Source organism: Enterobacter sp. HG048, from assembly GCF_024702055.1.
GTDB lineage: Bacteria > Pseudomonadota > Gammaproteobacteria > Enterobacterales > Enterobacteriaceae > Enterobacter > Enterobacter dykesii.
Genome location: NZ_JANLIZ010000001.1, coordinates 487366 through 512615, shown reverse-complemented (window position 1 = coordinate 512615; position 25250 = coordinate 487366). Strand labels below are relative to the sequence as shown.

Genomic DNA, 25250 nt, shown 5'->3' with positions numbered 1-25250 from the left:
TACGCTCAGTCACTTTTAGCTAATACAGATTCCAGGCGAGCGGCAATCCGCTGAGGGACTTGTCGCTGCACCGCCTGCACTGCCTGTTCAATCGCGACAGCAAATGCTCGCTGATTGGCGGCGCCATGACTCTTAATCACGATGCCGCGCAATCCTAACAGACAGGCGCCATTATACTGGTCGGGGTTGAGGTGACTGAATCGCCGCGTCAGGCTCTTTTGTAACCAACGCTTCAATAAAATCAGCCACCAGGCGCTTTTTTTGCCTTCTCCCTGAGATTTCAGCAGAGAAAGAAACATGCGTACGACCCCTTCCATGGTCTTCAACGTGACGTTTCCGGTGAAGCCATCGCACACCAGAACATCCGTTTTACCCGTCAACAACTCATTGGCTTCGAGATAACCAATATAGTTGATGGAGGGAACCTGTTTGAGCAATTCAGCCGCTTCGCGAATGCTGTCCAGGCCTTTGGTCTCTTCTTCACCAATGTTCAGTAACGCAACACGGGGAGTGTTGATCCCGACAACTTCTTCTGCCAGCACCGATCCCATCACGGCAAACTGAGCCAGCATAGTACTATCACAGTCGACGTTAGCGCCTAAATCGAGCACTACCGTCTTGCCCTTCTGCTGATGCGGTAATACCGTCACCAGCGCCGGGCGCTCAATACCTTCAATAGGTCTGAGCAGCAATTTCGACAGGCCCATCAGCGCGCCGGTATTTCCCGCGCTGACGCAAGCCTGAGCTCGCCCTTCTTTCACCAGCTCCAGCGCTATCCGCATAGAGCTGCCACGACTATTGCGAATGGCCTGCGAGGGTCGGGCATCACTGGCAATAACTGACTGCGCAGGAATAATCTGCAGACGCGAACGTTGTTCAAAGTCAGCTTTTGCGAGTAATGGCGTGATTGTGTCGGGATTGCCGACTAAAAGAAGTGTGAGTTGCGAATTAGAATTCAGTGCCTGCAATGCTGCAGGCACTGTCACGGAAGGGCCAAAATCTCCCCCCATGACATCTAACGCCAGGGTTAGACGTGTCAAGGTATCGTCGCAGCCTGGTTCGGTAAATTCCCCGTTTGCACGGGGAAATCCTCACTAAGCCTAATCACGCTTGCGCGTGATTACTTAGTGATAACCTTGCGGCCGCGGTAGAAACCGTCAGCGGTGATGTGGTGACGCAGGTGTTTCTCACCAGAAGTCTTGTCTACAGACAGGCTGGTAACTGCAGTCAGCGCGTCATGGGAACGACGCATGCCACGTTTGGAACGGGTTGGTTTATTCTGTTGTACGGCCATGGACCTTACTCCTCAATTACTTACGCTTTAAGCTGGCTAATACGGCAAATGGGTTTGGTTTTTGCGCTTCATCAGGCAGTTCCCCAAAGACCATGTCCGCCTCGGACACTTCACAGTGTTCAGAATCATGCACCGGAACCACTGGCAAGGTGAGGATGATTTCATCTTCAACCAGAGCCAGAAGATCGATTTCACCGAATTCGTTAACCTCAATCGGCTCATACGCTTCCGGGAGTGCTTCAGCCTGTTCGTCAGAACGAACCGGACTGAAACAATACGTTGTGTGAACATGCTGTACAAACGGTTTCCCGCAACGCTGACACTCGAGCGTTACCGTCACCTTTGCATCACCGGTTAAAACGGCGAGACGCTGGTTGTCGATAGCGAACGACATGGAGCATTCTACATCACTGTCCACACTGACTACGGATTCGGCAATACGCTCAGCCTGATCAGAAGTATAGATACCTTCGTAATCGAGGCGTTTTTGAGCCGTACGAACCGGATCAAGAGTCAGGGGTAATTTTACCTTTTGCATAGGGCGCGCATATTAACTTTGTAACGTCATAGAGTCAAAGAAAAAGGCAACCAGAGCTGCCTTTTGCCAATTATTCGCACACATTGCGGCCTGTAGTTTAAAATGGCTGGCATCGATACGCTATATCTGGTGATAAAAATATGCCAAATCTCGTCCTTGCTTCCACGTCTCCCTACCGCCGAATGCTGCTGGAAAAGCTCGGGATCCCATTTGAATGCGCCGCGCCAGAGGTTGATGAGACGCCACAGCCGGGCGAATCCCCGCGTCATCTGGTGATGCGTCTTGCTAAAGAGAAAGCGCAGTCGCTGGCCGCACGTTACCCCGCACATTTGATTATAGGCTCAGACCAGGTTTGCGTGCTGGACGGCGAAATCACCGGCAAGCCCCATACGGAGGAGAACGCCTGTCAGCAGCTTCTGCGGGCGCGAGGCACTATCGTGACCTTTTATACCGGCCTGGCGCTCTATAACTCTGCCATCGGTCATCTGCAAACCGAATGCGAGCCGTTCGACGTACACTTCCGCCATCTCAGCGAGCAAGAGATCGTGGATTATGTGCGCCGGGAACGTCCGTTGAACTGTGCGGGAAGCTTTAAAAGTGAAGGACTGGGGATTGCGCTGTTCGACAAGCTGGACGGACGCGATCCCAACACGCTGGTGGGGTTACCGCTGATTGCTTTGTGTCAGATGCTAAGACGAGAAGAGTGTAATCCGCTGACCATGTAACTGGAACGTTGCGGCCTGGTGCCCTCACCCCGGCCCTCTCCCACAGGGAGAGGGTGGAAAGCAAAATCAGCCGCGCAGAACCTTAAGACAGCGTTTCAGTTGCTCGTCCAGCGGCGCTTCAATACGGATGACTTCCCCCGTATTAGGATGGGTAAACTTCAGCGCTGCCGCATGCAGGAACAGACGCGACAGCCCCGTCCCCGCCAGCTGCTTATCAAACTCGCGGTCGCCATAGCGGTCATCAAAGGCAATTGGGTGCCCTGCAAACTGCGTATGCACGCGGATCTGGTGGGTACGACCGGTCACCGGACTGCAGCGCACCAGCGTGGCAAACTCATAGCGCTCTTCAACTTTAAAGCGCGTTTCAGACGGTTTCCCTTCCTGGCTCACGCGGACAATACGTTCCCCGCTTTGCAGAATGTTCTTCAGCAACGGCGCCTGCACCACTTTTACATGGGACTGCCACTGACCGCGCACCAGCGCCAGGTAGTCTTTCTGCATCCCTTTTTCACGCAGCTGTTCATGCAGCGAACGCAGCGCAGAACGCTTTTTCGCCACCAGCAGTACGCCAGAGGTATCACGGTCAAGACGGTGCACCAGTTCAAGGAAGCGCGCTTCCGGACGCAGGGCTCGCAGCCCTTCAATCACGCCGAAGCTCAGACCGCTACCGCCATGAACAGCCGTTCCTGACGGTTTATTGAGCACCAGAATGTGGTCATCTTCGTACAGGATCACATCGCTCAGGGCCGCCACTTTCTGTAGTTTCGGTGAAACGGTCTCTTCTTCACGTTCCGCAACGCGCACCGGCGGAATACGAACTTCATCGCCCGCCTCGAGTTTGTACTCGGGCTTCACGCGTTTTTTGTTCACCCGCACCTCGCCCTTGCGCAGGATGCGGTAAATCATGCTCTTTGGTACACCTTTCAACTGGGTGCGCAAAAAGTTATCGATACGTTGCCCCGCTTCATCTTCGGCGATGGCAACCATTTTTACGGCTGGAGTCTCTGTTTTCATGGTTGGCGATTCTAAATATCGTCAGCCATTAGCGCCACTCATTTTTCTATGCTTATATTTACTTTTATCCGGCCAGCTCCCCGTTTCGCGCAACCGATTTGGTGGTTATTAAACCAATCGCCATTCTGAAGTGAAGAAACTGTGAGTAACCGGGTGATAATTGGTAAAAGTCATCTTGCTATAACCCGGCGAGCAGTGGAATAATGAGGCTGTTTTCCGTGTTAAATCCTGGTTAAGTAAGGATGTTGACGGAATGACCAATTTTGTCTGACCGATCATCCACGCAGCAATGGCGTAAGACGTATTGATCTTTCAGGCAGTTAGCGGGCTGCGGGTTGCAGTACTTCCCGGTATAAGGATTGTTCTCTGGAGAGTTCTACCCAGGCAATTCCCCTGATAATTGCGCTGTATTTCCGTATGAAATACAGGCAACCGACACTCTGCGCCTCTTAAGCGAGCGACAACCGTGAGGTTGGCGACGTGAACAGACACGAGGCCATCGGTTCATACCCCGGAAAGCGTCACCTTGCCCGCAGCTTTGTCGTCAATGTAAGAATAACGAGTAAGTTACGATGAAAAGAATGTTAATCAACGCAACTCAGCAAGAAGAGTTGCGTGTCGCCCTTGTGGATGGGCAGCGCCTGTACGATCTGGATATCGAAAGTCCTGGACACGAACAGAAAAAAGCGAACATTTACAAAGGCAAAATCACCCGCATTGAACCAAGCCTTGAAGCTGCATTTGTCGATTACGGTGCTGAGCGTCATGGTTTCCTCCCTCTGAAAGAAATCGCCCGCGAATATTTCCCTGCAAACTACAACGCCCATGGCCGCCCAAACATCAAAGATGTTCTGCGTGAAGGTCAGGAAGTTATCGTTCAGATTGATAAAGAAGAGCGTGGCAACAAAGGTGCCGCACTGACCACCTTTATCAGCCTGGCAGGGAGCTATCTGGTTCTGATGCCTAACAACCCGCGTGCGGGTGGCATCTCTCGCCGTATCGAAGGTGATGACCGTACCGAGCTGAAAGAAGCGCTGGCAAGCCTCGAACTGCCTGACGGCATGGGGCTTATCGTGCGTACCGCAGGCGTTGGCAAATCAGCCGAAGCGCTGCAGTGGGACCTGAGCTTCCGTCTGAAGCACTGGGAAGCCATTCAGAAAGCAGCCGAAAGCCGCCCTGCTCCGTTCCTGATCCACCAGGAAAGCAACGTTATCGTGCGTGCCTTCCGTGATTACCTGCGTCAGGACATCGGTGAGATTCTGATCGATAATCCGAAAGTGCTTGAGCTGGCGCGCCAGCACATCGCCGCGCTGGGTCGTCCGGATTTCACCAGCAAAATTAAACTGTACACCGGCGAAATCCCGCTGTTCAGCCACTATCAGATCGAATCCCAGATTGAGTCCGCCTTCCAGCGTGAAGTGCGTCTGCCATCCGGCGGTTCTATTGTTATCGATACCACTGAAGCGCTGACCGCTATCGACATCAACTCCGCGCGTGCAACGCGCGGTGGCGATATCGAAGAGACCGCCTACAACACTAACCTCGAAGCCGCTGATGAAATCGCCCGCCAGCTCCGCCTGCGCGACCTGGGTGGTCTGATTGTTATCGACTTCATCGACATGACCCCTGTTCGCCACCAGCGTGCGGTTGAAAACCGTCTGCGCGAAGCGGTGCGTCAGGACAGGGCGCGTATCCAGATTAGCCATATCTCACGCTTTGGCCTGCTGGAGATGTCCCGTCAGCGTCTGAGCCCGTCTCTCGGCGAGTCCAGCCATCACGTTTGTCCGCGCTGCTCCGGCACCGGTACCGTGCGTGATAACGAATCGCTGTCCCTCTCCATTCTGCGTCTGATTGAAGAAGAAGCGCTGAAAGAGAACACCAAAGAGGTTCACGCCATTGTGCCGGTGCCCGTTGCCTCTTACCTGCTTAACGAAAAACGTGCAGCGGTAAGTGCGATTGAAGCGCGTCAGGGTGGCGTTCGCTGCATCATCGTGCCAAACGACCAGATGCAGACCCCACACTATCACGTGCTGCGCGTGCGTAAGGGCGAAGAGACGACCACCCTCAGCTACCTGCTGCCGAAGCTGCATGAAGAAGAGATGTCCCTGCCTTCCGATGAAGAGCCAGCCGAGCGCAAACTGCCAGAGCAGCCTGCGTTAGCGACCTTCATCATGCCTGAAGCACCACCGGAAGCAGCTCTGGAAAAACCTGCTGCCAAACCTGCAGCGCAGAAACCAGAAGCAGCTGCAGCGAAGGCCCAGCCGGCACAGCCGGGTCTGCTGAGCCGCTTCTTTGGCGCGCTGAAGAAGATGTTTGCTGAAGAAGAAGTTCAGCCAGAGCAGCCGAAAGAAGAGCCAAAAGCGGCCAAGCCAGAGCGTCAGCAGGACCGTCGCAAGCGTCAGAACAACCGCCGCGATCGTAACGACCGCAGCGATCGCAATGACCGCAGCGAGCGTCGTGACAACCGTGACAACCGCTCTGAGAATGGCGAAGGCCGTGAGCAACGCGAAGACAACCGTCGCAACCGTCGCGAGAAACAACAGCCGAATGTTGAAGATCGTGAAATTCGCCAGCAGGCGGGCGATGAGTCTGAGAAGAGCAAACAGCGTGACGACCAGCAGCCGCGCCGTGAACGCAGCCGTCGCCGTAACGACGAGAAGCGTCAGGCACAGCAGGAAGTCAAAAACCTGAACCGCGAAGAGCCTGTTGAACAGCAGGACGGCGAGCAGGAAGAACGCACTCAGGTAATGCCGCGTCGTAAACAGCGCCAGCTTTCTCAGAAAGTTCGCTTCGCCTCTGAAGCAACCGAAGAGTCAGGCGCTATCGCGGTTGAAACCAGCGAGAGCACAACCGGCACACAGCTGGCGAAAGTTGACCTGCCAGCGGTCGTTGAAAACAACGTTGAGCAGGATGATAACGGTGAAAACCGTGATAACGCCGGTATGCCGCGCCGTTCACGTCGTTCTCCACGTCATCTGCGCGTCAGCGGCCAGCGCCGTCGTCGCTATCGTGACGAGCGTTACCCGACTCAGTCGCCAATGCCGCTGACTATTGCCTGTGCTTCGCCAGAAATGGCGTCCGGCAAAGTCTGGATCCGTTACCCGGTTGCTCGCCCGGAGCAGGTTGTTGAAGAACAGCCTGTAACCGAAGAGGTGATTGCACCTGTGGCAGCGGTAGAAGACGTTGTGACTGAAGCGGCAACCGTGGTTGAACCTCAGGTTGTTGAAACGGAAGCACCTCAGGCAGTTGAAGTCGAAACCACTCATCCGGAAGTGATTGCCGCACCGGTTGATGCCGCACCGCAGCTTATTGCTGAAGAAGATGCCGTGGTGGCTGAGGAAATCGCTGAAGAGGCTGAACCTGTAGCCGCAGTGGAAGACACCGCTGAACCCCTGGTTGAAACCACCACTGAAGAAGTTGTTCAGGACGTTGAGATTGAGGTTGAACCGGTTGTTGAAGAACCGAAAGCGCCTGAGGTGAAACCTGAGCCGGTTGTTTCTGCACCAGCCGCAGCCCACGTGGCGACAGCACCAATGACGCGCGCCCCGGCGCCGGATTACGTGCCTGAAGCCCCGCGTCACAGCGACTGGGTACGCCCGGAATTCAACTTCGAAGGTAAAGGCGCTGCAGGCGGCCATAGTGCAACGCATCAGGCGACTGCACCGGCAACGCGTCCGCAGTCTGTCGAATAACGACGCTGAAAGTAAAAAGCCGACCTTCGGGTCGGCTTTTTTTATGGCTGCTGCACGGGCTTTCTCATTCCGGTGACTTCCGGCATGACCTGCCGCATCAGCTCCAGAAAACGCCGCAAGCGTGCCGGATAATAACGGGACCAGGGGTAAACAAGATGCACCGGTAACGCCGCTGGCTGCCACTCCGGCAGCAAATGCACCAGCCGCCCTTCCCGAATATCATCCTGTACCGTCCAGCTGGAGACCACCGCCACGCCAAGGCCGGTGAGCGCCGTATTGCGTGCGACATACAGGCTGTCGGTGCTTAGGCGTGGCGTAATAGCAATCCGCGCGGTAGCAGGCGAGGCATCGTGAAAAAGCTCCACGTGGCGCTGGTAGAAAGAGCTGATGGCTATCCAGGGAAACTGCTGCAAATCCTCCGGCGTATTCACCGCCGGGAAGCGGGCCAGCAGCGCTGGCGCGGCCACCACCGAGCGAGGCACTTCCGCCAGCAGCACGGATACGGTCGCCGGATCGACCTCCACACCCACCCGAATAGCGCAGTCAAGATTGTCGCCGAGAAAATCTGCCGACCGATCGTTGAGCATCCACTCAATCGAAAGCTGGGGATAGCGTTGCAAAAATTCGGTTACGGGTTTCAGAAGCTGGTCCTGACCAAACGCGTGGGGAGCTCGCACCCGCAGCACGCCTACGGGCTCATCTTCCGTCTGCCCCACCTCATCTTCCAGCGCCAGCCAGCTGTCGATCACCCGACGGGCGTGCTGATAGCAGCGCTCGCCGTCATCCGTCAGCCGCGTCGTGTGGGTGGTGCGCAATATCAGGCGCACGCCCAGCATGGTCTCCAGCGACTGTAACCGTCTGCTCACCGTGGCCTGTGTGGTGGCCAGTTGCCGTGCCGCCGCTGAGAGGGAGCCCGCCTCCACGATGCGAACAAACGTCCGCATTAACTCCACCCTGTCTATACGCTCAGCTCTCTTCATCGCATTTTCACTTATACGTTCAACGTATAAGCGTTTTACCACCGGGCCCGCTACCGTCGCAAGGCGTACTGATAAAAAATAGCCTCACACGACGAATGAGGAACATCTTATGAACACAACAACCGCCGCCCATGCCGTGAGCCGCTGGGTAATCTTAATGCTGGCGATCGGTGCAGGTTTCAGCGTGGCATCTATCTATTATGCCCAGCCTCTGCTGCCGCTGATGGGCGCAGACCTTCACCTGAGTATCGAAGGAATGGGGTTGGTCCCAACGCTCACCCAGGCGGGTTATGCCCTGGGGATCCTGTTCCTGTTGCCGCTCGGCGATCGCCACGACCGCAGGACGTTAATCCTGATCAAAAGCGCGGCGCTGGCGCTGTTTCTTCTCGGCTGTAGCCTGACCGGGCAGATCCATTCTCTGCTGCTGGCCAGCCTGCTCATCGGCATGGCCGCCACCATAGCACAGGATATCGTCCCTGCCGCGGCCATCCTTGCGCCGGAAGGTAAACAGGGGAAAACCGTGGGCACGGTAATGACCGGGCTGCTGATGGGTATCTTATTATCCCGAACCGTCAGCGGCGTGGTGGGCGAAGCGTTTGGCTGGCGCGTCATGTACCAGCTGGCGGCGGCGAGCATTGCGTTCATCGGCGTGATGATGTGGTTTGTGCTTCCGCGTTTTGCCATTCACTCCACGCTGAGCTACCCCGCGCTGATGCGCTCAATGGAACATCTGTGGCGTCGTTACCCGGCGCTGCGCCGTGCGGCGCTGGCTCAGGGTTTCCTGTCGGTTGCCTTTAGCGCCTTCTGGTCTACGCTTGCGGTCATGCTGCTGGAACGATATCACCTGGGGAGTGCCGTAGCGGGTGGTTTTGGTATTGCAGGTGCCGCCGGTGCGTTAGCTGCCCCGCTGGCAGGGGGTCTGGCGGATAAAATGGGCGCAGGAAAAGTGACGCAGCTTGGTGCCGTTCTTGTGACCGTCTCATTCGCCCTGATGTTCCTGATGCCCGCGTTGGGCGTTCATGGACAGCTGATTCTGATCGCCATCTCCGCCGTCGGGTTCGACCTGGGACTGCAGTCCAGCCTGGTCGCTCACCAGAACCTGGTGTACAGCCTTGAACCACAGGCTCGGGGTCGTCTCAACGCCCTGCTCTTTACGGTGGTCTTTATCGGGATGGCGCTGGGTTCCGCGTTAGGCAGCAATATCTACTCGCTGGCCGGCTGGACGGGCGTGGTCGCGCTGGCGACAGTCTGTGGCGTCATTGCGCTGGCAATCCGTCTGATAGAAAGCGCACGAGTCGCCTCCGCACTGGCGGAAATTGCATAAAAAAATGCCCAATCCAGACGGATTGGGCAGTAAAACATGCCCAGTTTCAAGACATGTTCCAAGAGGTCAAGATGTTATTTGTTCAGCTGGAACAGAGACATGCCCTGCATATCGCTAAACGCTTTATAAGACGCCTGCAAGGCCGCCTGCTGCATGGTGTAAGAGGAAATCGCTTCGTTCCAGTCAACATCAACCAGGTCACTCATCTGCTTGGTCTGACCCAGCGCGCGGTCATCGCCCAGCGTATCGAGTTTTTCCAGCTCGTTCATCTTGGTTCCAACATCCGCGACGACCGTCAGAATATTGTTCTCGGTGTTCTGAATACCGATCTGCGCATTGGCAATCACCTGGTTTTGGACTGCAGCTGCAGCCGGATCGTTCTCAATCGGCGTCTTCAGCGCAGCGACGGCAGAATCAAGGATTTTGAACATGTTTGTCTCGCCATAGCCACCACCCGGCAATTGCTCCGCATTACTGGTAATGCTCTCGAAAATCTGCTGGCCGGTATGACTAATCGCCATATTTCGCGCCGTATCTACCTGCTGGGTGATGGCTTCAGCGCCACCCCTGTAGTCGCCGGTTACGGAATCAAACGGTGCGCTCTCGGTTTTGTACCCGGCAAAGATAAAGCGACCATTACCATCCGTCGTGTTGGCCAGGTTCATAAGCTGATCGCGGATCCCTTGAATATCGGTCGCCAGAGCAAGACGATCGTCATCGTTTAATGTGCCGTTTGACGCGTAGACCAGTTTCTCCCGCACGCTTGAGATGGCGGTGTTCACCTGGGTTAACACGTTATCTTCCAGCGAGACCTTCTGCGTTGCAAAGGTACGCGCGAGCGCAAACTGGCTGTTTTGCGACTGTGACTGTGACAGAACGATGGCCTGCGATGCGGCGATAGGATCGTCCGAAGGACGATTGACGCGCTTGCCGGTGGACATCTGCTCACCGTAGTTCAGCCATCTGCTCTGGGAGTCGGTGATCCCACGCATGTTCTGCTCGTACATCATCTGGGTGCTAATACGCATTGTTCACCTCAACCTTAACGAATGTTGATAATTGCATCGAAGAGCGTACTGGCAGTCTGGAGAACCTGGGCGTTCGCCAGGTAATACTGCTGATAACGCTGCAAATTGCCATACTCTTCGTCGAGGTTTACCCCAGAGATGGTCTGCTGCTGCTTGATTAACTGGGTTTCCACGTTGGCTTTCGTCTGGCTGCTCACCTTCAGTGAAGCCGTTGAGCTACCCACGGTACTTACCAGCGAGGCATACGCATCGTTGAAGCTTTTGTTCCCGCCTACCACTTTGCTGTTTTGCAGTTCGAGCATTTTCTGGCCATTGCGGTTGTCGCTCTCACCGCCGGTCTGCACCGACGCCATCGCCAGTTTGGACTCGTCGCTGATCGCCAGATCCATGTTCATGATGACGTTGGAAACCGGCTTCACGGTAAAGCTGTCTTTGGTATTTGCCGTGCCGCTCACGTTGACGTTAAGACCATCAAACGACAGATTACCGCTGGCGTCCGGGCTCATCGTGAAGCTGGTTTTGTCTGACGTACGGGTGATTGTCCAGTCGGTACCATTAAACTGCAGCTTATAGTCTGTCGCCTGGACCTGTTTACTGTCCGCCACAGACGCCGTGACAACGGCAGAACCACCGTTCTTGCTGTTGGACAAGACAGCCGGAGAACCAAAGTTAAACAGCTTACCGCCAGCGTCACCGTTAGCGTCAAAACCGGCTTCATGCTGCGTGTTCATCGCATCGGCAAAGGCCAGCGCCATCTGATTCAGGCTGTTACGGGCTTTATCCAAATCTTCAGCGCGGAAGGTCAGCAAACCGCCCAAAGAACCGGTGGTGATCATCTTTTCCGGGATCTCAACATTACCTGCCACGTCGTCGACATAGGCCACGGTAGTACGAGTAGGATCGGCGCTGGACTTAACGGCAGCCAGCTGGTTGGCTTTGCTACCCTGGACCAGGCTGTAACCGTTGCCGAAAGAGATGTTAAACGTACCGCTATCCTGAACAGACACTTCCACACCCACGATTTTGTTCAGCTCGCTGACAAGCTGATCGCGCTGGTCAAGCAGTTCGTTAGGCGAAGCACCCGCACCGACGCCGGTCAGACGAGAAATCTGATCGTTCAGATTGGCAATCTGTTTGGCATAGTTGTTGATCTGCGCAACGCTGGTCGAAATTGCGGTATTGACCTGCGTATCCTGATCGCGGAGATACTGATCGTTGGTTTTAAACTGATTCACCAGGCCACCGGCTTTACCCAGCACCGTCTGACGTGCTGCCGGGTCTTCCGCGTTGCTCACCAGGGTTTGCAGGCTTTTAAAGAAGTCCTGCAGGGTGGTGGAGAGCGAGTTGGTGGTATCGGAGAACACATCGTCAATTTTTGACATCTGCTGATAGCGCGTCGTCAGACCGCTGCTCTGCGTCTGCGCGGCGCGCAGCTGGTTGGTGATGAAGGCATCATACTCACGCTGGACACCGGAGACATACACCCCGTTACCCACCCAGCCGCCGCCGGTCAGCGTGCTGTTGGATGCGCCCAGCACCGTGGTCTGGCGGGTATAGCCTGCCACGTTATAGCTTGAAATATTATTACTGACGGTATTGAGTGCCGACTGCGCGGCACTGAGGCCACTCATGGCGCTGTTAATCAAACTGGACATGGGGGTTCCTTTTATGCGTTCAGACACGAGTCCTGATGAAGGTTATCGGCAACCTCCACCGGGACTTGAGAACTTTCAGAACAGATTTTCAATATCTGTGCTATAGGCTTTGCTGACCTTCTCGCCCATGGATTTCAGCTGCTGGATCATGCTTGTGAGCTTGCGCGCATAGTTCGGGTCAGTCGCGTAGCCCGCGTTTTGCAAGGCCTGAGCGCCCTGCTCCGCCGTCGCCGCCTGCGTAACGGCGGTATAGCGCGGATTTCGGCTCAGCAGGCCAACGTAGTCGGACAAGGCTTCCAGATACGAGCTGTAGACGCGGAATTTGGCTTTGACCTTCACCGCCGCACCGTTCTCGTATTCGGTGGTCGTGATCTCCGTCGTCGGCCCCTTCCAGCTGGAGGAGGCCTTCACGCCGAAGATGTTGAAGCTCGGCTCGCCGTTTTCCTTGCGGATCTGACGCTGACCCCAGCCCGACTCCAGCGCGGCCTGCGCCAGAATCAGGTGATGCGGCACGCCGCTCTGTTCGCTGGCAAGGCGCGCGGGCAGAGAAAGCTGCGCCAGGAAGTCTTTACTGTCACCGGAGAGCGGCTCATCGCCGCTGCCCGTGGCTTTTGGCATCGCTTTACGCACCATTTGCGTCAGAGCCTGATTCTGATAACTGGTCACCGTTTCCAGGTCGAACTTCATCGGCACCTGCTGCGTCTGATCCTGAGGCTGAATGCCCTGCGCGGCTTCGGTCTGTTTCACAATCATGTCAGCCAGACCGAGGCCTTTTCCGGCGGTCATCTGCTGCGCAATCTGCTGGTCATACATGCTGGTGTAGAGACGCGTTGAATCACTGCTGAACATCCCGTCTTTCGGCAGGGTTTCGCGCATGCTTTTCAGCATCATCTGTACAAACATCCCTTCCACCTGGCGGGCGACCGGGCGGATGTTCGCCGCCGGGTCTTTGCCTGCTTTGGTTTTCAGTTCGTTGAGCGACTGGGCGTCCCAGGCTGCACTGGTCAATAGTTTGCTATCGGTCAGCATCAGATGATTTCCAGTTTGGCGCGCAGGCAGCCCGCGCTTTGCATCGATTGCAGGATGGACATCAGATCCATCGGCGTTGCCCCCAGGGCGTTCAGGGCACGCACCACGCTGTTCAGGTTGGCGCTGGAGCGAACGCTCTGCAGCGACCCGCCGCTCTGACGCATATCAATCTGCGTTTGCGGCGTCACCACCGTCTGACCGCCACCAAATGGCGTATTCGGCTGGCTCACGTTCGCGGAGCGGTTTACCGTCACGGAGAGATTCCCCTGCGCCACGGCACAGCTGTCGAGCGACACTTCCCGGTTCATCACCACCGAGCCGGTGCGGGAGTTGATGATCACTTTCGCATCCTGGATCGGAACGTTCACTTCCATATTCTGGATATCCGCCAGCATGCGCACCTGGTTGCTGCTGCCGGTGGAGGTGCGGATCTGCACGGTGCGCGCGTCGAGTGCCGTTGCGTTACCGTAACCACGGCTGCGGTTGATGGTATCGGCAATTTGCTGCGCCATGGTGAAATCTTCATTATTAAGCTGCAGGTTGATGGTGTTGCCCGCGCCAAACTGGGTCGGCAGTTCACGCTCAATGATCGCCCCGTTGGTGATACGTCCACCGTTAAGCTGGTTCACCTGCACGCTGCTTCCGCCTGCGGATGCGCCCGCACCGCCAACCAGAATGTTCCCCTGCGCCAGCGCATAGACCTGACTGTCAACGCCTTTCAGCGGGGTCATCAGCAGCGTACCGCCGCGCAGGCTTTTGGCGTTACCCATTGAGGAGACCACCACATCAATGGTCTGCCCCTGACGCGCAAACGCCGGGTAGGACGCGGTGACCATTACCGCGGCCACGTTTTTCAGCTGCATGTTGGTTCCCGCCGGCACGGTAATGCCGAGCTGGGAAAGCATGTTGTTCAGGCTTTGAGTGGTAAACGGCGTCTGGGTCGTCTGGTCACCGGTACCATCCAGACCAACCACCAGGCCGTAGCCAATCAGGGAGTTTTCACGCACACCCTGAACGCTGGTGAGGTCGCGAATACGGTCAGCCTGGGCAAACGTTGCCACCAGCGCGAGCGCCACGGCGAAGATCGATTTAAACATGGGTCACCTCGCTTACATCGGCGATAAATTAAGGAAGAAGCGCTGCAGCCAACCCATATTTTGCGCTTCATTGATATAGCCGTTCCCGACGTACTCAATGCGCGCATCCGCCACCTGGGTGGACGGAACGGTGTTGGTGCCGCTGATGGTGCGAGGGTTAACCACGCCCGAGAAGCGAATGAATTCAGTGCCCTGGTTGATGGCGATCTGCTTTTCACCCACAACGTGCAAGTTGCCGTTAACCAGTACCTGGTCAACCGTGACCGTCAGCGTACCGCTGAAGGTGTTGCTGGCGTTCGCGCCGCCTTTACCGTTAAAGGTATTGCCGCCGGACGCCTCAACATCCGCACGGGCATTGCCGAACAGTCCCTGCAGGTAGCGCGGAACGGTATCGAAGCCAAAATTGGTTTTGCCGTCGCGGCTGGCGTTCGCCGACGAGCTCTTGCTCGCGCTGACGTTTTCCTGCAGCACAATGGTCAATGTATCGCCGACGTTACGCGGGCGGCGATCTTCAAACAGCGGCTGATAGCCGTAATTAATCGGCTGCGCGGTCTGGAAAATGGAGCCGTTTACCACTGGCGCGGGGCCAGGAACGGGTTGGGCAGTCGTCGCACCCTGGACCAATGGTTTAGACGGGATCAAAGCACACCCGCTGAGGGTGACAGCCAGAACAGTCAGTATCGGATAACGAAACGCCGCGTTTTTTTGCATTGCCTTCATCTTCGAAAACAGGGAGCCGGTGCGGCGTTTACCGCACCGGGCTACACCTTAGAGTTGCGTCAGCTTCTGCAGCATCTGGTCGGTCGTCGACACTGCTTTACTGTTAATTTCATACGCGCGCTGGACCTGGATCATATTCACCAGCTCTTCCGCCACGTTCACGTTGGACGTTTCAACATAGCCCTGGTACAGCAGACCCGCACCGTTCAGGCCCGGGGTGCTCTCATTCGGCGTACCGGAGGATTGCGTTTCGGTGTAGAGGTTCTCACCAATGCTTTCCAGACCGGTATCGTTCATGAAGGTGGTCAGGTTGAGCTGCCCGACCTGAACCGGCGCGGCCTGTCCCTGCTGGGTCACGCTGACCACACCGTCACGTCCGATGGTAATGCTCAGGGCATTCGCCGGGATAGTAATCGCAGGCTGAACCTGGAAACCGCCTGCCGTCACCAGCTGGCCGTTCTGATCGACCTGGAACGAACCGTCACGGGTATAGGCCGAGGTCCCGTCAGGCAGTTGCACCTGGAAGAAGCCCTGGCCTTTGATCGCCACGTCTTTGCTGTTGTTGGTCTGAGACAGGTTGCCCTGGCTGTGCAGACGCTCGGTGGCCACCGGACGAACACCGGTACCAATCTGCAGGCCCGATGGCAGCGTTGTCTGTTCAGAAGACTGCGCGCCCGGCTGGCGGATGGTTTGATAAAGCAAATCTTCGAAAACGGCACGCTGACGCTTGAAACCATTGGTGCTCACGTTTGCCAGGTTGTTGGCAATCACGTCCATATTGGTTTGCTGGGCGTCCAGGCCAGTTTTCGCGATCCATAAAGAACTGATCATAAGGAGTCCTGTTAACTCATAGCCAGAAGTTGGTTAGCCTTGCCCGCGTTTTCATCCACGCTGCTGATGATCTTCATCTGCATTTCAAAACGACGGGCGCTGGCGATCATGTCGGTCATGGCTTCGACCGGCTTGACGTTGCTGCCTTCCAGAACGCCGGACATTACGCGGATGCTCGGATCGGCCTGTAACGTGGCGCCACGCGTCGCCTGCGCCGCCTGGGTCAGACGGAACATGCCGTCGTCGCCACGCTGCACCTCTTTGCCTTCCGCCTTAACCAGCTTCAGACGTCCGACGGGCGCAACGGTGTTGGCCGGGTCGCCCGGATTCAGCGCCGAAATGGTGCCGTCCGCGGCGATAGTCAGCTCAGAGCCTTCCGGCACGGTCAGCGGACCCGCTTCCCCCATCACCGGATGCCCCTGAATCGTCAGCTGGCCCGTCGCGCTCACCTGGATATTGCCGTTACGGGTATAGCCTTCGCTACCGTCGGCAGTTTGCACCGCCAGCCAGCCGTCCTGCTGCAGGGCAACGTCCAGCGGGCGTGAGGTGTAGTCCATCTGCCCTGGCGTCATATCGGCGCCAGGGGTTGATGCCGTCACCAGCGTACGGGTCGGCAGGGACAGCCCTTCTACCGGTACCGCGCGCAGTGCATTAAGCTGAGCGCGAAAGCCCGGCGTAGAGGCGTTTGCCAGGTTGCTGGCAGTAACGGCCTGCTGATTGAGCGTCTGACTTGCCGCGCCCATCGCGGTATATATTGCGTGATCCATTGCGCCTTCCTGTTAGCCGCTTAACGCAGGTTAACCAGCGTGTTGAGGATCTGGTCCTGGGTTTTGATGGTCTGCGCGTTCGACTGATAGTTACGCTGCGCGACGATCATGTTCACCAGTTCTTTACTCATATCCACGTTGGAGGCTTCCAGCGCGCCGTTGGTCAGCTTGCCGAAGTTACCGGTGCCTGCGGTACCCAGCAGCGCCACGCCGGAGGACTGGGTGGCAGACCAGACGTTGTCGCCTTCAGATTTCAGACCTTCGTTGTTCGCGAAGTTTGCCAGCACAATCTGGCCCAGAACCTGAGACTGTTCGTTAGAGTAGCTTCCCACCACGGTGCCGTCGTCGTTGATCTGGTAGCTCACCAGATCGCCAGGCTTGTAGCCGTTCTGAGTGGTTGCCACAACGCTGTTCGCGCCTGTGTTCTGCTGCATGGAGTTCAGGAAGCTCAGGGAGAAGGTCGCCGCCGTCGCACCGCTGACGGACCCCGTGGTGATGTTAATGGCCGGCGTAGGGTTTGCCGTTCCGCTCAGTACACCCGCAGCGTCGTAGTTATAAACACCCGCCAGGTTACCGTTCGCATCAAAGTTCATCTGCGCCGCTTTCGTGGCGACAGAACCCGCAGCGCTGCCGTCCTGAGTGTAGAGATCCCATTTATTGTTGGCCGTCTTCACGTAGTAGACGTACATGTTATGGGCGTTCCCCTGACTGTCGAATACGGTCACGGTCCCTTTTTTGTTATAGGTATCCGGGTTGGTGGCATCGAACGGGGCAGTTTGAACAGGATCGGTTGAGTTCAGGTTGATCTGCTGCGTCGCGGTGGTGGTTGATTTCGCCGCCATCAGTGTATTCGGAATAGTAATCGCCTGAGGGTTCGCGCCGGTCTGAACGGTTGGAGGCGTTCCTGCTGCCGGGTAGCCCGTCAGCTGCATGCCCTGCATGTTAACCAGCGTACGGTTTTCATCCAGTTTGAACTGGCCGTTACGGCTGTAGAACACAGAGCCGTTGGAGTCGACCATACGGAAGAAACCGTTCTGGCTGATGGCAACGTCCAGACCACGACCGGTGTTGGTGGTGGTGCCGTCGCTAAAGTCCTGCGTGATGCCCGCAACTTTCACGCCCAGGCCGACTTTGGAACCGGCAAACATGTCCGCAAATGAAGCAGAACCGGATTTAAAACCATAGGTCGCGGAGTTGGCGATGTTGTTGCCAATGACGTCCAGGTTGGTGGCCGCAGCATTCAGGCCGCTGACCGCTTGAGAAAAGGCCATGACTTACTCCTGATAAGTGTTAAGGCTTAGATAATCTGCCGAACTTCGTCGAGTGTGGTGGAACCAGAGGTTCCCAAATCCAGTTTGTTGCCGTCGCTTCCTTTAATCACGCCCTGGACCAGCGCGAACTGCAGCGGCTGCGCCACCAGCTGGGTCGTCCCGTTGCTGGCGCTGATCGCCACTTTGTAGGAACCGTTTGGTGCTTTCGTGCCGTCGGTCAGGCTGCCATCCCACGTAAAGGTGTGAACGCCCGCCTTCAGCTCGCCGATATCAATGGTGCGCACTACCGCGCCGGTGGAATCCGTGATCGTGGCAGTAACTTTTTCCGCTGCCTGCTGGAGTTCAACGCCAAACGGCGTGGTGGTCGTTGTGGTGTTGCCTTCGGTGGTGCTGGAGCCTGCCAGAATCGTGGTTCCCGGGATCATCACCCCGTGGCCAATCAGGCTTGCCGCCTGCAGAGACTGGGCGCTGTTAATCTGCCCGGAGACGGAGCCGAGGGTGGTGTTAAGTTTCTCAATGCCGCTCACGGTGCTGATCTGCGCAAGCTGCGTGGTCAGTTCGTTGTTCTGCATTGGGTTGGTGGGATCCTGGTTCTTAAGCTGCGCCACCAGCAGCGTCAGAAAGCTGCCCTGAAGATCGGCGGCATTGCTCCCGGTGAGGGAGTTAGAACCCGTTGTACTCTTCGTGTTATTAACACCCGAGTTCGTAGGATCATTCACATTTACGGCGATGGACATGCATGTCTCCTTTACTGGCCGAGAGTGAGCGTTTTGAGCATCATGCTCTTCACGGTATTCAGCACTTCAACGTTGGCCTGGTAGCTACGGGATGCCGACATGGAGTTCACCATCTCACCCACCACATCCACGTTTGGCATCTTCACGTATCCGCTGGCATCCGCAAGCGGGTTACCCGGCTCATACACCAGCCTGTCCGGCGCCTGGCTCTCTACCACATCAGACACCTTCACGCCGCCCGTTGCCGCGCCCGGCGCAGCATCGACCTGAAAGACAACCTGTTTGGCACGATAAGGCTGGCCGTCGGGTCCGGTTACGCTGTCGGCGTTCGCCAGGTTACTGGCAGCCACGTTCAGGCGTTTGGACTGCGCGGTTAACGCCGAACCGGCAATATCAAAAATATTCAACAAGGCCATCTATCAGTTCCCCCCCTGCAGGACGTTCATCATGCCTTTGATTTGTCCGCCGAGTACGGTCAGGCCCGTCTGGTATTTCAGGCTGTTATCGGCAAACTGGGTACGCTCCCGGTCCATATCCACGGTGTTACCGTCGAGTGAGGGCTGATCGGGAATACGGTAAAGTAAATCGGTCGCTGGCGCGGTCATCGCCTGAGCAGGAATATGGCGAGAGGATGTCATGGCAAGTGCAACACCCGTTCCTTCGGCACGTCCACGCTCCATCACCTTTTTGAGCTCACTGGAAAAATCAATATCGCGCGCCTGAAACCCTGGGGTATCGGCGTTAGCGATGTTGGCGGCTAAAATCTCCTGCCGCTGGGCGCGTAAATTGAGCGCTTCCTGCTGAAAACGTAACGCGGCGTCGAGTTTATCGAGCATGTCTCCTCCGCTGATGGCAAAATTTCAGTTCACAGCTTAAATCTCACCCGGTCTCCCCTATCGACGGAATAAGCGCAAAATGCGTCGCTATTTATTGCGTTGATGCAAAACCACTGCAGGTAGAATTCATTCAACTCTGGAAACGGTGGAACTTGCGATGCAAACGTTAAAACGTGCCCTGATGGCAACTTTCTTGCTGTTTAGCCCTCTGGTGCAGGCTGAAGGCTTACAGGAGCGGCTGACGGCTTTTTTTGCTGAAAAGCTGGCGGGCTTTAGCGATGACGTTACCGTTACCCTACGTACCCCACCGAATCTGTACCCGACCTGTGACCAACCGTCATTCAGCGTGACGGGAACCACCCGGCTGTGGGGGAACGTGAACGTGCTGGCCCGCTGCGCCAACGAAAAACGCTATTTACAGGTTGCAGTTCAGGCGATGGGCAATTATGTTGTCGCCGCCGTGCCCATTGCGCGCGGCAGCGTGCTGCAGACGAACAGCGTGACGTTAAAACGCGGCCGTCTGGATCAGCTGCCTCCACGCACCATGCTGGAATTAAACCAGGCACAGGACGCCGTCAGCCTGCGTGATGTCGCCCCCGGCCAGCCGATACAGCTCTCAATGCTGCGTCAGTCGTGGCGGGTAAAAGCGGGCCAACAGGTGATGGTGGTGGCCAACGGAGATGGCTTTAGCATCAACAGTGAAGGGAAAGCGTTAAACAATGCCGCGGTGGCGCAAAACGCCCGCGTCAGAATGTCCTCAGGCCAGGTGGTGAGCGGAACCGTCGATGCTGATGGGAATATTCTGATTAACCTGTAATCTTTTTAAAGATTTCGCGGCGCGTGCCGATAAATATTTCACTAATGATGATGTCAGGCGCAAACGCCGCGAACCCTCGATGAGGACAACACTATGAGCATTGATCGTACATCAGCCCTGAAGCCGGTAAGCACTGTACAACCTCGCGAAACGAATGACGCTCCTGCGCAGAAAACGCGTCTGGAAAAACCGTCAACGTCCAACAGCACCAGCGTGACCCTGAGCGACGCGCAGGCAAAACTGATGCAGCCAGGCAGCAACGATATCAATATGGAACGTGTTGAAGCGCTGAAAACGGCTATTCGTAACGGTGAGCTGAAAATGGACACCAGCAAAATCGCTGACGCCCTGATTCAGGAAGCACAGAGTTTCTTACAGAGTAACTAACCGTATGAGTCGACTGTCAGAAATACTGGATCAAATGACGGTTGTTCTTAACGACCTGAAAACGGTAATGGACGCTGAACAGCAGCATCTCTCTTCCGGTCACATCAACGGCAGCGCGCTGCAGCGTATTACTGAAGATAAGAGTTCGCTACTGGCGACGCTGGATTATCTGGAGCAGCAGCGCCGCGCTGAGCAGGATCCTAAGCGTAGCGCCAATGACGATATTATTGAGCGCTGGCAAACCATTACCGAAAAAACCCAGCACCTGCGCGACCTTAACCAGCACAACGGCTGGCTACTGGAAGGTCAGATTGAGCGTAACCAGCAGGCGCTTGAGGTATTGAAACCGCATAAAGAAACCGGACTGTACGGTGCGGATGGTCAAACAGCGACTGCGCGTATTGCGGGAGTTAAAAAGATTTCGATTTGACGCCTGGGCGACAAATCATGCAGCGGGGAGCACCATAAGGTGAACTCCCCTTTTGGCGTTTATGCCGTACGGCGGGCAAACTCTTTCACTTTGAACCCCAGCACCGCGAGCGTGGCAAAATAAGCCACCACCCCGACGCCTACCACGGCCATCAGCCGCATCAGACGATAAGGCATGGTGCCGAGGGACCACTCCGGCATCACGTACATCATGCCGAGCAGCGCGGCAGACATCACCAGTACCGCAACGATCAGACGTACCAGGAAACTTCCCCACCCCGGCTGCGGCGTAAAGATATCCTGCTTGCGCAGCTGCCAGTACAACAGCCCGGCATTCAGACAGGCCGCCAGACCAATAGACAGCGACAGGCCAGCATGCTTCAGCGGACCAATAAACGCCAGGTTCATCAGCTGGGTCATAATCAGCGTCACAATGGCAATTTTCACCGGCGTTTTGATGTCCTGACGCGAATAGAACCCGGGCGCCAGCACCTTGACGACGATCAGCCCCATCAATCCGACCGAGTAGGCAATCAGCGCGCGCTGGGTCATGGCGGCATCAAAGGCGGTGAATTTCCCGTACTGGAAGAGCGACACCGTCAGCGGTTTGGCCAGAATACCCAGCGCCACCGCGCTTGGCAGGGCCAGCAGGAAGCAGAGACGTAACCCCCAGTCCATCAGGCGGCAATACTCATCGTGATTGCCGCTGGCAAAGCTTTTCGACAGCGACGGCAGCAGGATGGTCCCCAGCGCCACGCCCAGCACCCCGGACGGGAACTCCATCAGGCGGTCGGCGTAGTACATCCAGGAAACCGAGCCGGAGACGAGGAAAGAGGCAAAAATGGTGTTGATGATAAGCGAGATCTGGCTGACGGAGACGCCGAGAATGGCGGGCCCCATCTGCCTGATCACGCGCATCGCCCCGGCATCTTTGAGGTTGATGCGCGGCAGCACCAGCATGCCGATTTTTTTCAGATGCGGCAGCTGATACGCCAGCTGCAGCACGCCGCCGACGGTAACCGCCCAGGCCAGCGCCAGCACCGGCGGATTGAAGTGCGGCGCGGCGAACAGGGCAAAGCCGATCATGCTGACGTTAAGAAACGTCGGCGCAAACGCCGGTACAGAGAAGCGGTTCCAGGTGTTGAGGATCGCCCCCACCAGCGAGGCCAGCGAGATCAGCAGAATATAGGGGAAAGTAATGCGCAGCAGCTGCGAGGTCAGGGCAAACTTGTCGGCCGTATCGGCAAAACCGGGCGCGGTCACCATAATCACCCAGGGCGCGGCCAGCATCCCGAGGACGGTCACCACCGCCAAAGCCAGCGTCAGCAGCCCGGAGACATAAGAAACAAAGACGCGCGTCGCGTCTTCACCCTGCTTGCTTTTATATTCCGCCAGAATGGGCACGAATGCCTGGGAAAACGCCCCTTCAGCAAAAATACGACGCAGCAGGTTCGGCAATTTGAACGCGACGAAAAAGGCGTCCGTGGCCATCCCTGCACCAAATACCCTTGCCACAATGGCGTCGCGCGCAAAACCCAGCACGCGGGAAAACATGGTCATCGAGCTGACGGCCGCCAGCGATTTTAATAAGTTCATTAACGTGAATTTCCAGAACCATACGGATTTCCAGGACGGGCAAGCGTAAGCGCCACCCGGCAAAGCCTACAAGCGGCGCTTAGTCTACCCGGATTTCAACGAATTACTATCCGCAGATGTTACAGCGAGTTATTCGCTCATGGCCTCGCGCCAGAGCCTTTCCACAATGCGCTGCGCCATAATGGCCTGCTCGCCGGACGTTTCAGGAACCGTCTGATTTTGCACGCAGGTGATAAAGTGACGGGCGCATCCTGCGAAACCGCGCTGCTCGAGTGTGCTCTGCCAGCCTGGCGCCGGCAGCGTCACCACGCCGTTGCCCTTCTCTTCCCGCCACTCGCGCATGTCCGTAATGTCGTACAGCGCGCCGTCGGTCACCGCCTGCACGGATTCACGCTGACTTCCCGCCCGACGGTGCATGCTGGTGGTAATCTGAAGATGCTCAACGGCAAAGTGGTGCTCCGCGTAGACCATCTCCCCCTGGTCATTCGTTAACAGGGTACCGCTTTTCAGCAGCGCTTCGCCGTTGCTCAGCCACAGCGCCGTATCCACAACGTGCAGATAATCATCCAGAAGGGTGAAGCGCAGATCGTTTGGCCCAATGCTGTCGGTGCGGTGCTTATCCATCCGCAGCGAGGCAAGCGTGCCCGACTGTGCCTTCAGCTGCTGGTAAAGCGGTGCGAAGCGGCGGTTGAAGCCCACCATCAGCGTCAGTTTTTTGCGCGCCGCCAGCTCAATCAGCCGTTCGGCATCCTGAACATTTTCCGCCAGCGGCTTATCCACGCAGACGTGAACCCCCGCATTGAGCAGTTCGCTCACCACCTGATAGTGGGTTGCCGTTGAGGTATGCACAAAAACCGCATCACACTCGCGGGCCAGATCCTGCAGTGAGGCGGCATACGGAATGCGCCAGGTTTCGCAGATACGTTCTGCCTTTTCTCGGGTGGGTGACCATGCCCCTTGCAGGGTCCAGTCCGTCGCCGCACCTAATACAGGCAGCCAGGCTTTTTGCGCGATGCCGCCGAGCCCCACCACGCCTACGCGTAATTTTTTCACCGTCAGTCTCCCAGATGTGCCAGCAATGCGTCCAGACGCTGTTTCAGCCCGGCGACCTCTTCTTCCAGCGCCTCTACGCGCGCGGCAAGAGTGTCATTGCTTGCTGAGGATCCCGCGTCGCTCTCCACGGTTGCGACATCGACGTCGCCGCTGAACAGGTGCATATAGCGGCTTTCACGTTTGCCCGGCTCGCGCGCCAGACGCACCACGTATGGGCCGTCTTCGCGTGAGGCCAGCCCTTCCAGGGTCTGCTCAACTTCCTGCATATCGTTGAACTCATGCATACGGGAAGCGCGCGTGCGCAGTTCTCCCGGCGTCTGCGCTCCGCGCAGCAACAGCGTAGTGATGACCGCCACTTCCGCACTGCTCAGCTTCAGGTCGCCAAATTCGGAGTTACAAAAGCGCTGTTCGTATTTGGTCACGCGGTTGCCGAAGCCGCTGACGGTGCGCAGATAGTGGCGTTTTACCAGCGCATCCAGCACGTCCTGAACCTCATGCTCGCTGAGGTTCATCACCGGCTCGCGGTTGGTCTTCTGGTTGCAGGCCATGGTTACGGCGTTAACGGAGAGCGGATACTGCTCCGGCGTGGTGACCTGTTTTTCGAGTAAGCACCCAATTACGCGCGCTTCGGTACCGTTTAGCTGATACTTCATCTTTTCTCCTTAACGACCTGCGGTCCAGTCCCGGGTGGTTAACGCCGTCAGAACGTGGTCGCGCCACTCTCCGTCTATCAGCAGATAGTCTTTGGCGTAACCCTCTTTCTCGAACCCTAAGCGCGCCAGCAAATTGCCGCTGCGCTGATTGTGCGGCATATAGTTCGCCATGATGCGATGGATATGCTGCGTGCGTTGCATATAGCGGATCGCCACCGTTAACGCCTCGTACATCAGCCCCTGCCCCTGCCATTTCTGGCCGATGGAGTAGCCAAGGTAGCAGGCGTGAAAAGACCCACGCACCACGTTTGAAAAATTGGCGATCCCGATAATCTCTTTTTCTTCAGGATCCAGCAGCGCGAAATAAAACGCGCTGCCCTGCTTATGAAATTCCGTAATCATGCTGAGGCGCGCCTGCCAGCCGGAAGGGTAACAATGGCTCTCATCCCGAACGGGTTCCCAGGGTTTTAAAAACTGGCGATTCTCGGCGTAATAATCCGCCAGACGCCAGGCATCACGCTCATGCACCAGACGAACGACCAGCCGGTCCGTTGTCAGACGCACTTTTGGCACATTACTGCGATAGCCAAACATCGATACCACTCCTTCCCGTCACTTCTGCTTACCCATTAGCTTTACTATACCTGTGCCTTTGCCGTCTGTGAAAACAGTGACATACCATTTTCACCTCTTTTCACATTTTTCGATGAGAACTCTCTATCAAAGCACCCTTTTGATAAAAAAATATTGTCACCTCCGGGGGTGGGAAAAAACGCT

The 25250-nt window shown here is 56.5% G+C and carries 26 protein-coding genes; 6 read left to right on the top strand and 20 right to left on the bottom strand.

Annotated features, from left to right (window positions below; genetic code table 11):
• Positions 1-5 precede the first annotated feature (5 nt).
• The 3 genes from plsX to yceD form a co-directional block, all read right to left on the bottom strand.
• Entirely contained in the window at positions 6-1040 is a 1035-nt protein-coding gene (plsX, locus tag NUX24_RS02495; protein ID WP_072015510.1) for a phosphate acyltransferase PlsX, read from the bottom strand.
• Between the two features lie 80 nt (positions 1041-1120).
• Complete coding sequence (gene rpmF, locus NUX24_RS02490; RefSeq protein ID WP_003857964.1) at positions 1121-1294, bottom strand: 50S ribosomal protein L32; 174 nt, start codon at positions 1292-1294, stop codon at positions 1121-1123.
• A 16-nt stretch (positions 1295-1310) separates the two neighbouring features.
• The gene (yceD, locus tag NUX24_RS02485) at positions 1311-1832 is read right to left on the bottom strand and encodes a 23S rRNA accumulation protein YceD (protein ID WP_014883375.1); all 522 of its coding nucleotides are present in this window, start codon (positions 1830-1832) and stop codon (positions 1311-1313) included.
• 140 nt (positions 1833-1972) lie between these two features.
• Here yceD and NUX24_RS02480 point away from each other — a divergent pair, with 140 nt between their 5' ends.
• Positions 1973-2557, top strand: a complete 585-nt coding sequence (locus NUX24_RS02480) for a nucleoside triphosphate pyrophosphatase (RefSeq protein WP_126794643.1) — start codon at positions 1973-1975, stop codon at positions 2555-2557.
• Between the two features lie 66 nt (positions 2558-2623).
• Here the strand turns inward: NUX24_RS02480 and rluC are convergent, their stop codons facing one another.
• Entirely contained in the window at positions 2624-3571 is a 948-nt protein-coding gene (gene rluC, locus NUX24_RS02475; RefSeq protein WP_021240761.1) for a 23S rRNA pseudouridine(955/2504/2580) synthase RluC, read from the bottom strand.
• 572 nt (positions 3572-4143) lie between these two features.
• On the opposite strand from rluC, the gene rne reads away from it, so the two are divergent.
• On the top strand, positions 4144-7263 hold the full coding sequence (rne, locus tag NUX24_RS02470; RefSeq protein ID WP_257829737.1) for a ribonuclease E: 3120 nt from the start codon (positions 4144-4146) through the stop codon (positions 7261-7263).
• 41 nt (positions 7264-7304) lie between these two features.
• Here the strand turns inward: rne and NUX24_RS02465 are convergent, their stop codons facing one another.
• Positions 7305-8207 carry a LysR family transcriptional regulator gene (locus NUX24_RS02465; protein ID WP_052119531.1) on the bottom strand — a complete coding sequence of 301 codons (903 nt, stop codon included), beginning with the start codon at positions 8205-8207 and terminating at the stop codon, positions 7305-7307.
• A gap of 145 nt (positions 8208-8352) precedes the next feature.
• Here NUX24_RS02465 and NUX24_RS02460 point away from each other — a divergent pair, with 145 nt between their 5' ends.
• Positions 8353-9567, top strand: coding sequence for an MFS transporter (locus NUX24_RS02460; RefSeq protein WP_257829734.1), 1215 nt, complete (start codon positions 8353-8355; stop codon positions 9565-9567).
• Between the two features lie 74 nt (positions 9568-9641).
• Here NUX24_RS02460 and flgL read toward each other — a convergent pair whose 3' ends face one another.
• The 11 genes from flgL to flgB all read right to left on the bottom strand — a co-directional run bounded on the left by flgL (position 9642) and on the right by flgB (position 19538).
• The gene (gene flgL / locus NUX24_RS02455; RefSeq protein ID WP_257829733.1) at positions 9642-10595 is read right to left on the bottom strand and encodes a flagellar hook-associated protein FlgL; all 954 of its coding nucleotides are present in this window, start codon (positions 10593-10595) and stop codon (positions 9642-9644) included.
• A gap of 14 nt (positions 10596-10609) precedes the next feature.
• Positions 10610-12250 carry a flagellar hook-associated protein FlgK gene (flgK, locus tag NUX24_RS02450; protein ID WP_257829731.1) on the bottom strand — a complete coding sequence of 547 codons (1641 nt, stop codon included), beginning with the start codon at positions 12248-12250 and terminating at the stop codon, positions 10610-10612.
• Between the two features lie 75 nt (positions 12251-12325).
• Entirely contained in the window at positions 12326-13279 is a 954-nt protein-coding gene (gene flgJ / locus NUX24_RS02445) for a flagellar assembly peptidoglycan hydrolase FlgJ (protein WP_149323877.1), read from the bottom strand.
• Entirely contained in the window at positions 13279-14376 is a 1098-nt protein-coding gene (locus NUX24_RS02440; protein WP_047650860.1) for a flagellar basal body P-ring protein FlgI, read from the bottom strand. The genes flgJ and NUX24_RS02440 overlap by 1 nt, the downstream gene beginning before the upstream one ends.
• Positions 14377-14388: 12 nt before the next feature.
• Positions 14389-15087: a flagellar basal body L-ring protein FlgH gene (gene flgH, locus NUX24_RS02435; RefSeq protein ID WP_023311139.1), complete on the bottom strand. Its 699-nt coding sequence runs from the start codon at positions 15085-15087 to the stop codon at positions 14389-14391.
• A 57-nt stretch (positions 15088-15144) separates the two neighbouring features.
• Positions 15145-15927, bottom strand: coding sequence for a flagellar basal-body rod protein FlgG (gene flgG / locus NUX24_RS02430; protein WP_008500810.1), 783 nt, complete (start codon positions 15925-15927; stop codon positions 15145-15147).
• Positions 15928-15938: 11 nt separating this feature from the next.
• Complete coding sequence (locus NUX24_RS02425) at positions 15939-16694, bottom strand: flagellar basal body rod protein FlgF (RefSeq protein WP_008500811.1); 756 nt, start codon at positions 16692-16694, stop codon at positions 15939-15941.
• 20 nt (positions 16695-16714) lie between these two features.
• Positions 16715-17965, bottom strand: a complete 1251-nt coding sequence (gene flgE / locus NUX24_RS02420; RefSeq protein WP_047650858.1) for a flagellar hook protein FlgE — start codon at positions 17963-17965, stop codon at positions 16715-16717.
• Between the two features lie 26 nt (positions 17966-17991).
• Positions 17992-18702, bottom strand: coding sequence for a flagellar hook assembly protein FlgD (gene flgD / locus NUX24_RS02415; RefSeq protein ID WP_047650857.1), 711 nt, complete (start codon positions 18700-18702; stop codon positions 17992-17994).
• A gap of 11 nt (positions 18703-18713) precedes the next feature.
• Complete coding sequence (flgC, locus tag NUX24_RS02410; RefSeq protein ID WP_008500814.1) at positions 18714-19118, bottom strand: flagellar basal body rod protein FlgC; 405 nt, start codon at positions 19116-19118, stop codon at positions 18714-18716.
• A 3-nt stretch (positions 19119-19121) separates the two neighbouring features.
• Positions 19122-19538 (bottom strand): flagellar basal body rod protein FlgB, encoded by a 417-nt coding sequence (flgB, locus tag NUX24_RS02405; protein ID WP_023311135.1) that lies wholly within the window; start codon positions 19536-19538, stop codon positions 19122-19124.
• 157 nt (positions 19539-19695) lie between these two features.
• Between flgB and flgA the strand changes: the two genes are divergently transcribed.
• The 3 genes from flgA to flgN all read left to right on the top strand — a co-directional run bounded on the left by flgA (position 19696) and on the right by flgN (position 21172).
• Positions 19696-20355 (top strand): flagellar basal body P-ring formation chaperone FlgA, encoded by a 660-nt coding sequence (gene flgA / locus NUX24_RS02400; RefSeq protein WP_257829727.1) that lies wholly within the window; start codon positions 19696-19698, stop codon positions 20353-20355.
• A gap of 93 nt (positions 20356-20448) precedes the next feature.
• A complete protein-coding gene (gene flgM, locus NUX24_RS02395; protein WP_047650855.1) occupies positions 20449-20742 on the top strand; it encodes a flagellar biosynthesis anti-sigma factor FlgM in 294 nt (97 codons plus the stop codon).
• A gap of 4 nt (positions 20743-20746) precedes the next feature.
• The gene (gene flgN / locus NUX24_RS02390; RefSeq protein WP_008500818.1) at positions 20747-21172 is read left to right on the top strand and encodes a flagella biosynthesis chaperone FlgN; all 426 of its coding nucleotides are present in this window, start codon (positions 20747-20749) and stop codon (positions 21170-21172) included.
• Positions 21173-21231: 59 nt separating this feature from the next.
• Here the strand turns inward: flgN and murJ are convergent, their stop codons facing one another.
• The 4 genes from murJ to rimJ form a co-directional block, all read right to left on the bottom strand.
• Entirely contained in the window at positions 21232-22767 is a 1536-nt protein-coding gene (gene murJ, locus NUX24_RS02385) for a murein biosynthesis integral membrane protein MurJ (RefSeq protein WP_045357088.1), read from the bottom strand.
• 129 nt (positions 22768-22896) lie between these two features.
• Positions 22897-23820, bottom strand: coding sequence for a Gfo/Idh/MocA family protein (locus NUX24_RS02380; protein WP_126328227.1), 924 nt, complete (start codon positions 23818-23820; stop codon positions 22897-22899).
• A gap of 2 nt (positions 23821-23822) precedes the next feature.
• Positions 23823-24473 carry a YceH family protein gene (locus NUX24_RS02375; protein WP_214575494.1) on the bottom strand — a complete coding sequence of 217 codons (651 nt, stop codon included), beginning with the start codon at positions 24471-24473 and terminating at the stop codon, positions 23823-23825.
• 9 nt (positions 24474-24482) lie between these two features.
• Positions 24483-25067 (bottom strand): ribosomal protein S5-alanine N-acetyltransferase, encoded by a 585-nt coding sequence (gene rimJ, locus NUX24_RS02370; RefSeq protein WP_008500822.1) that lies wholly within the window; start codon positions 25065-25067, stop codon positions 24483-24485.
• Positions 25068-25250 lie beyond the last annotated feature (183 nt).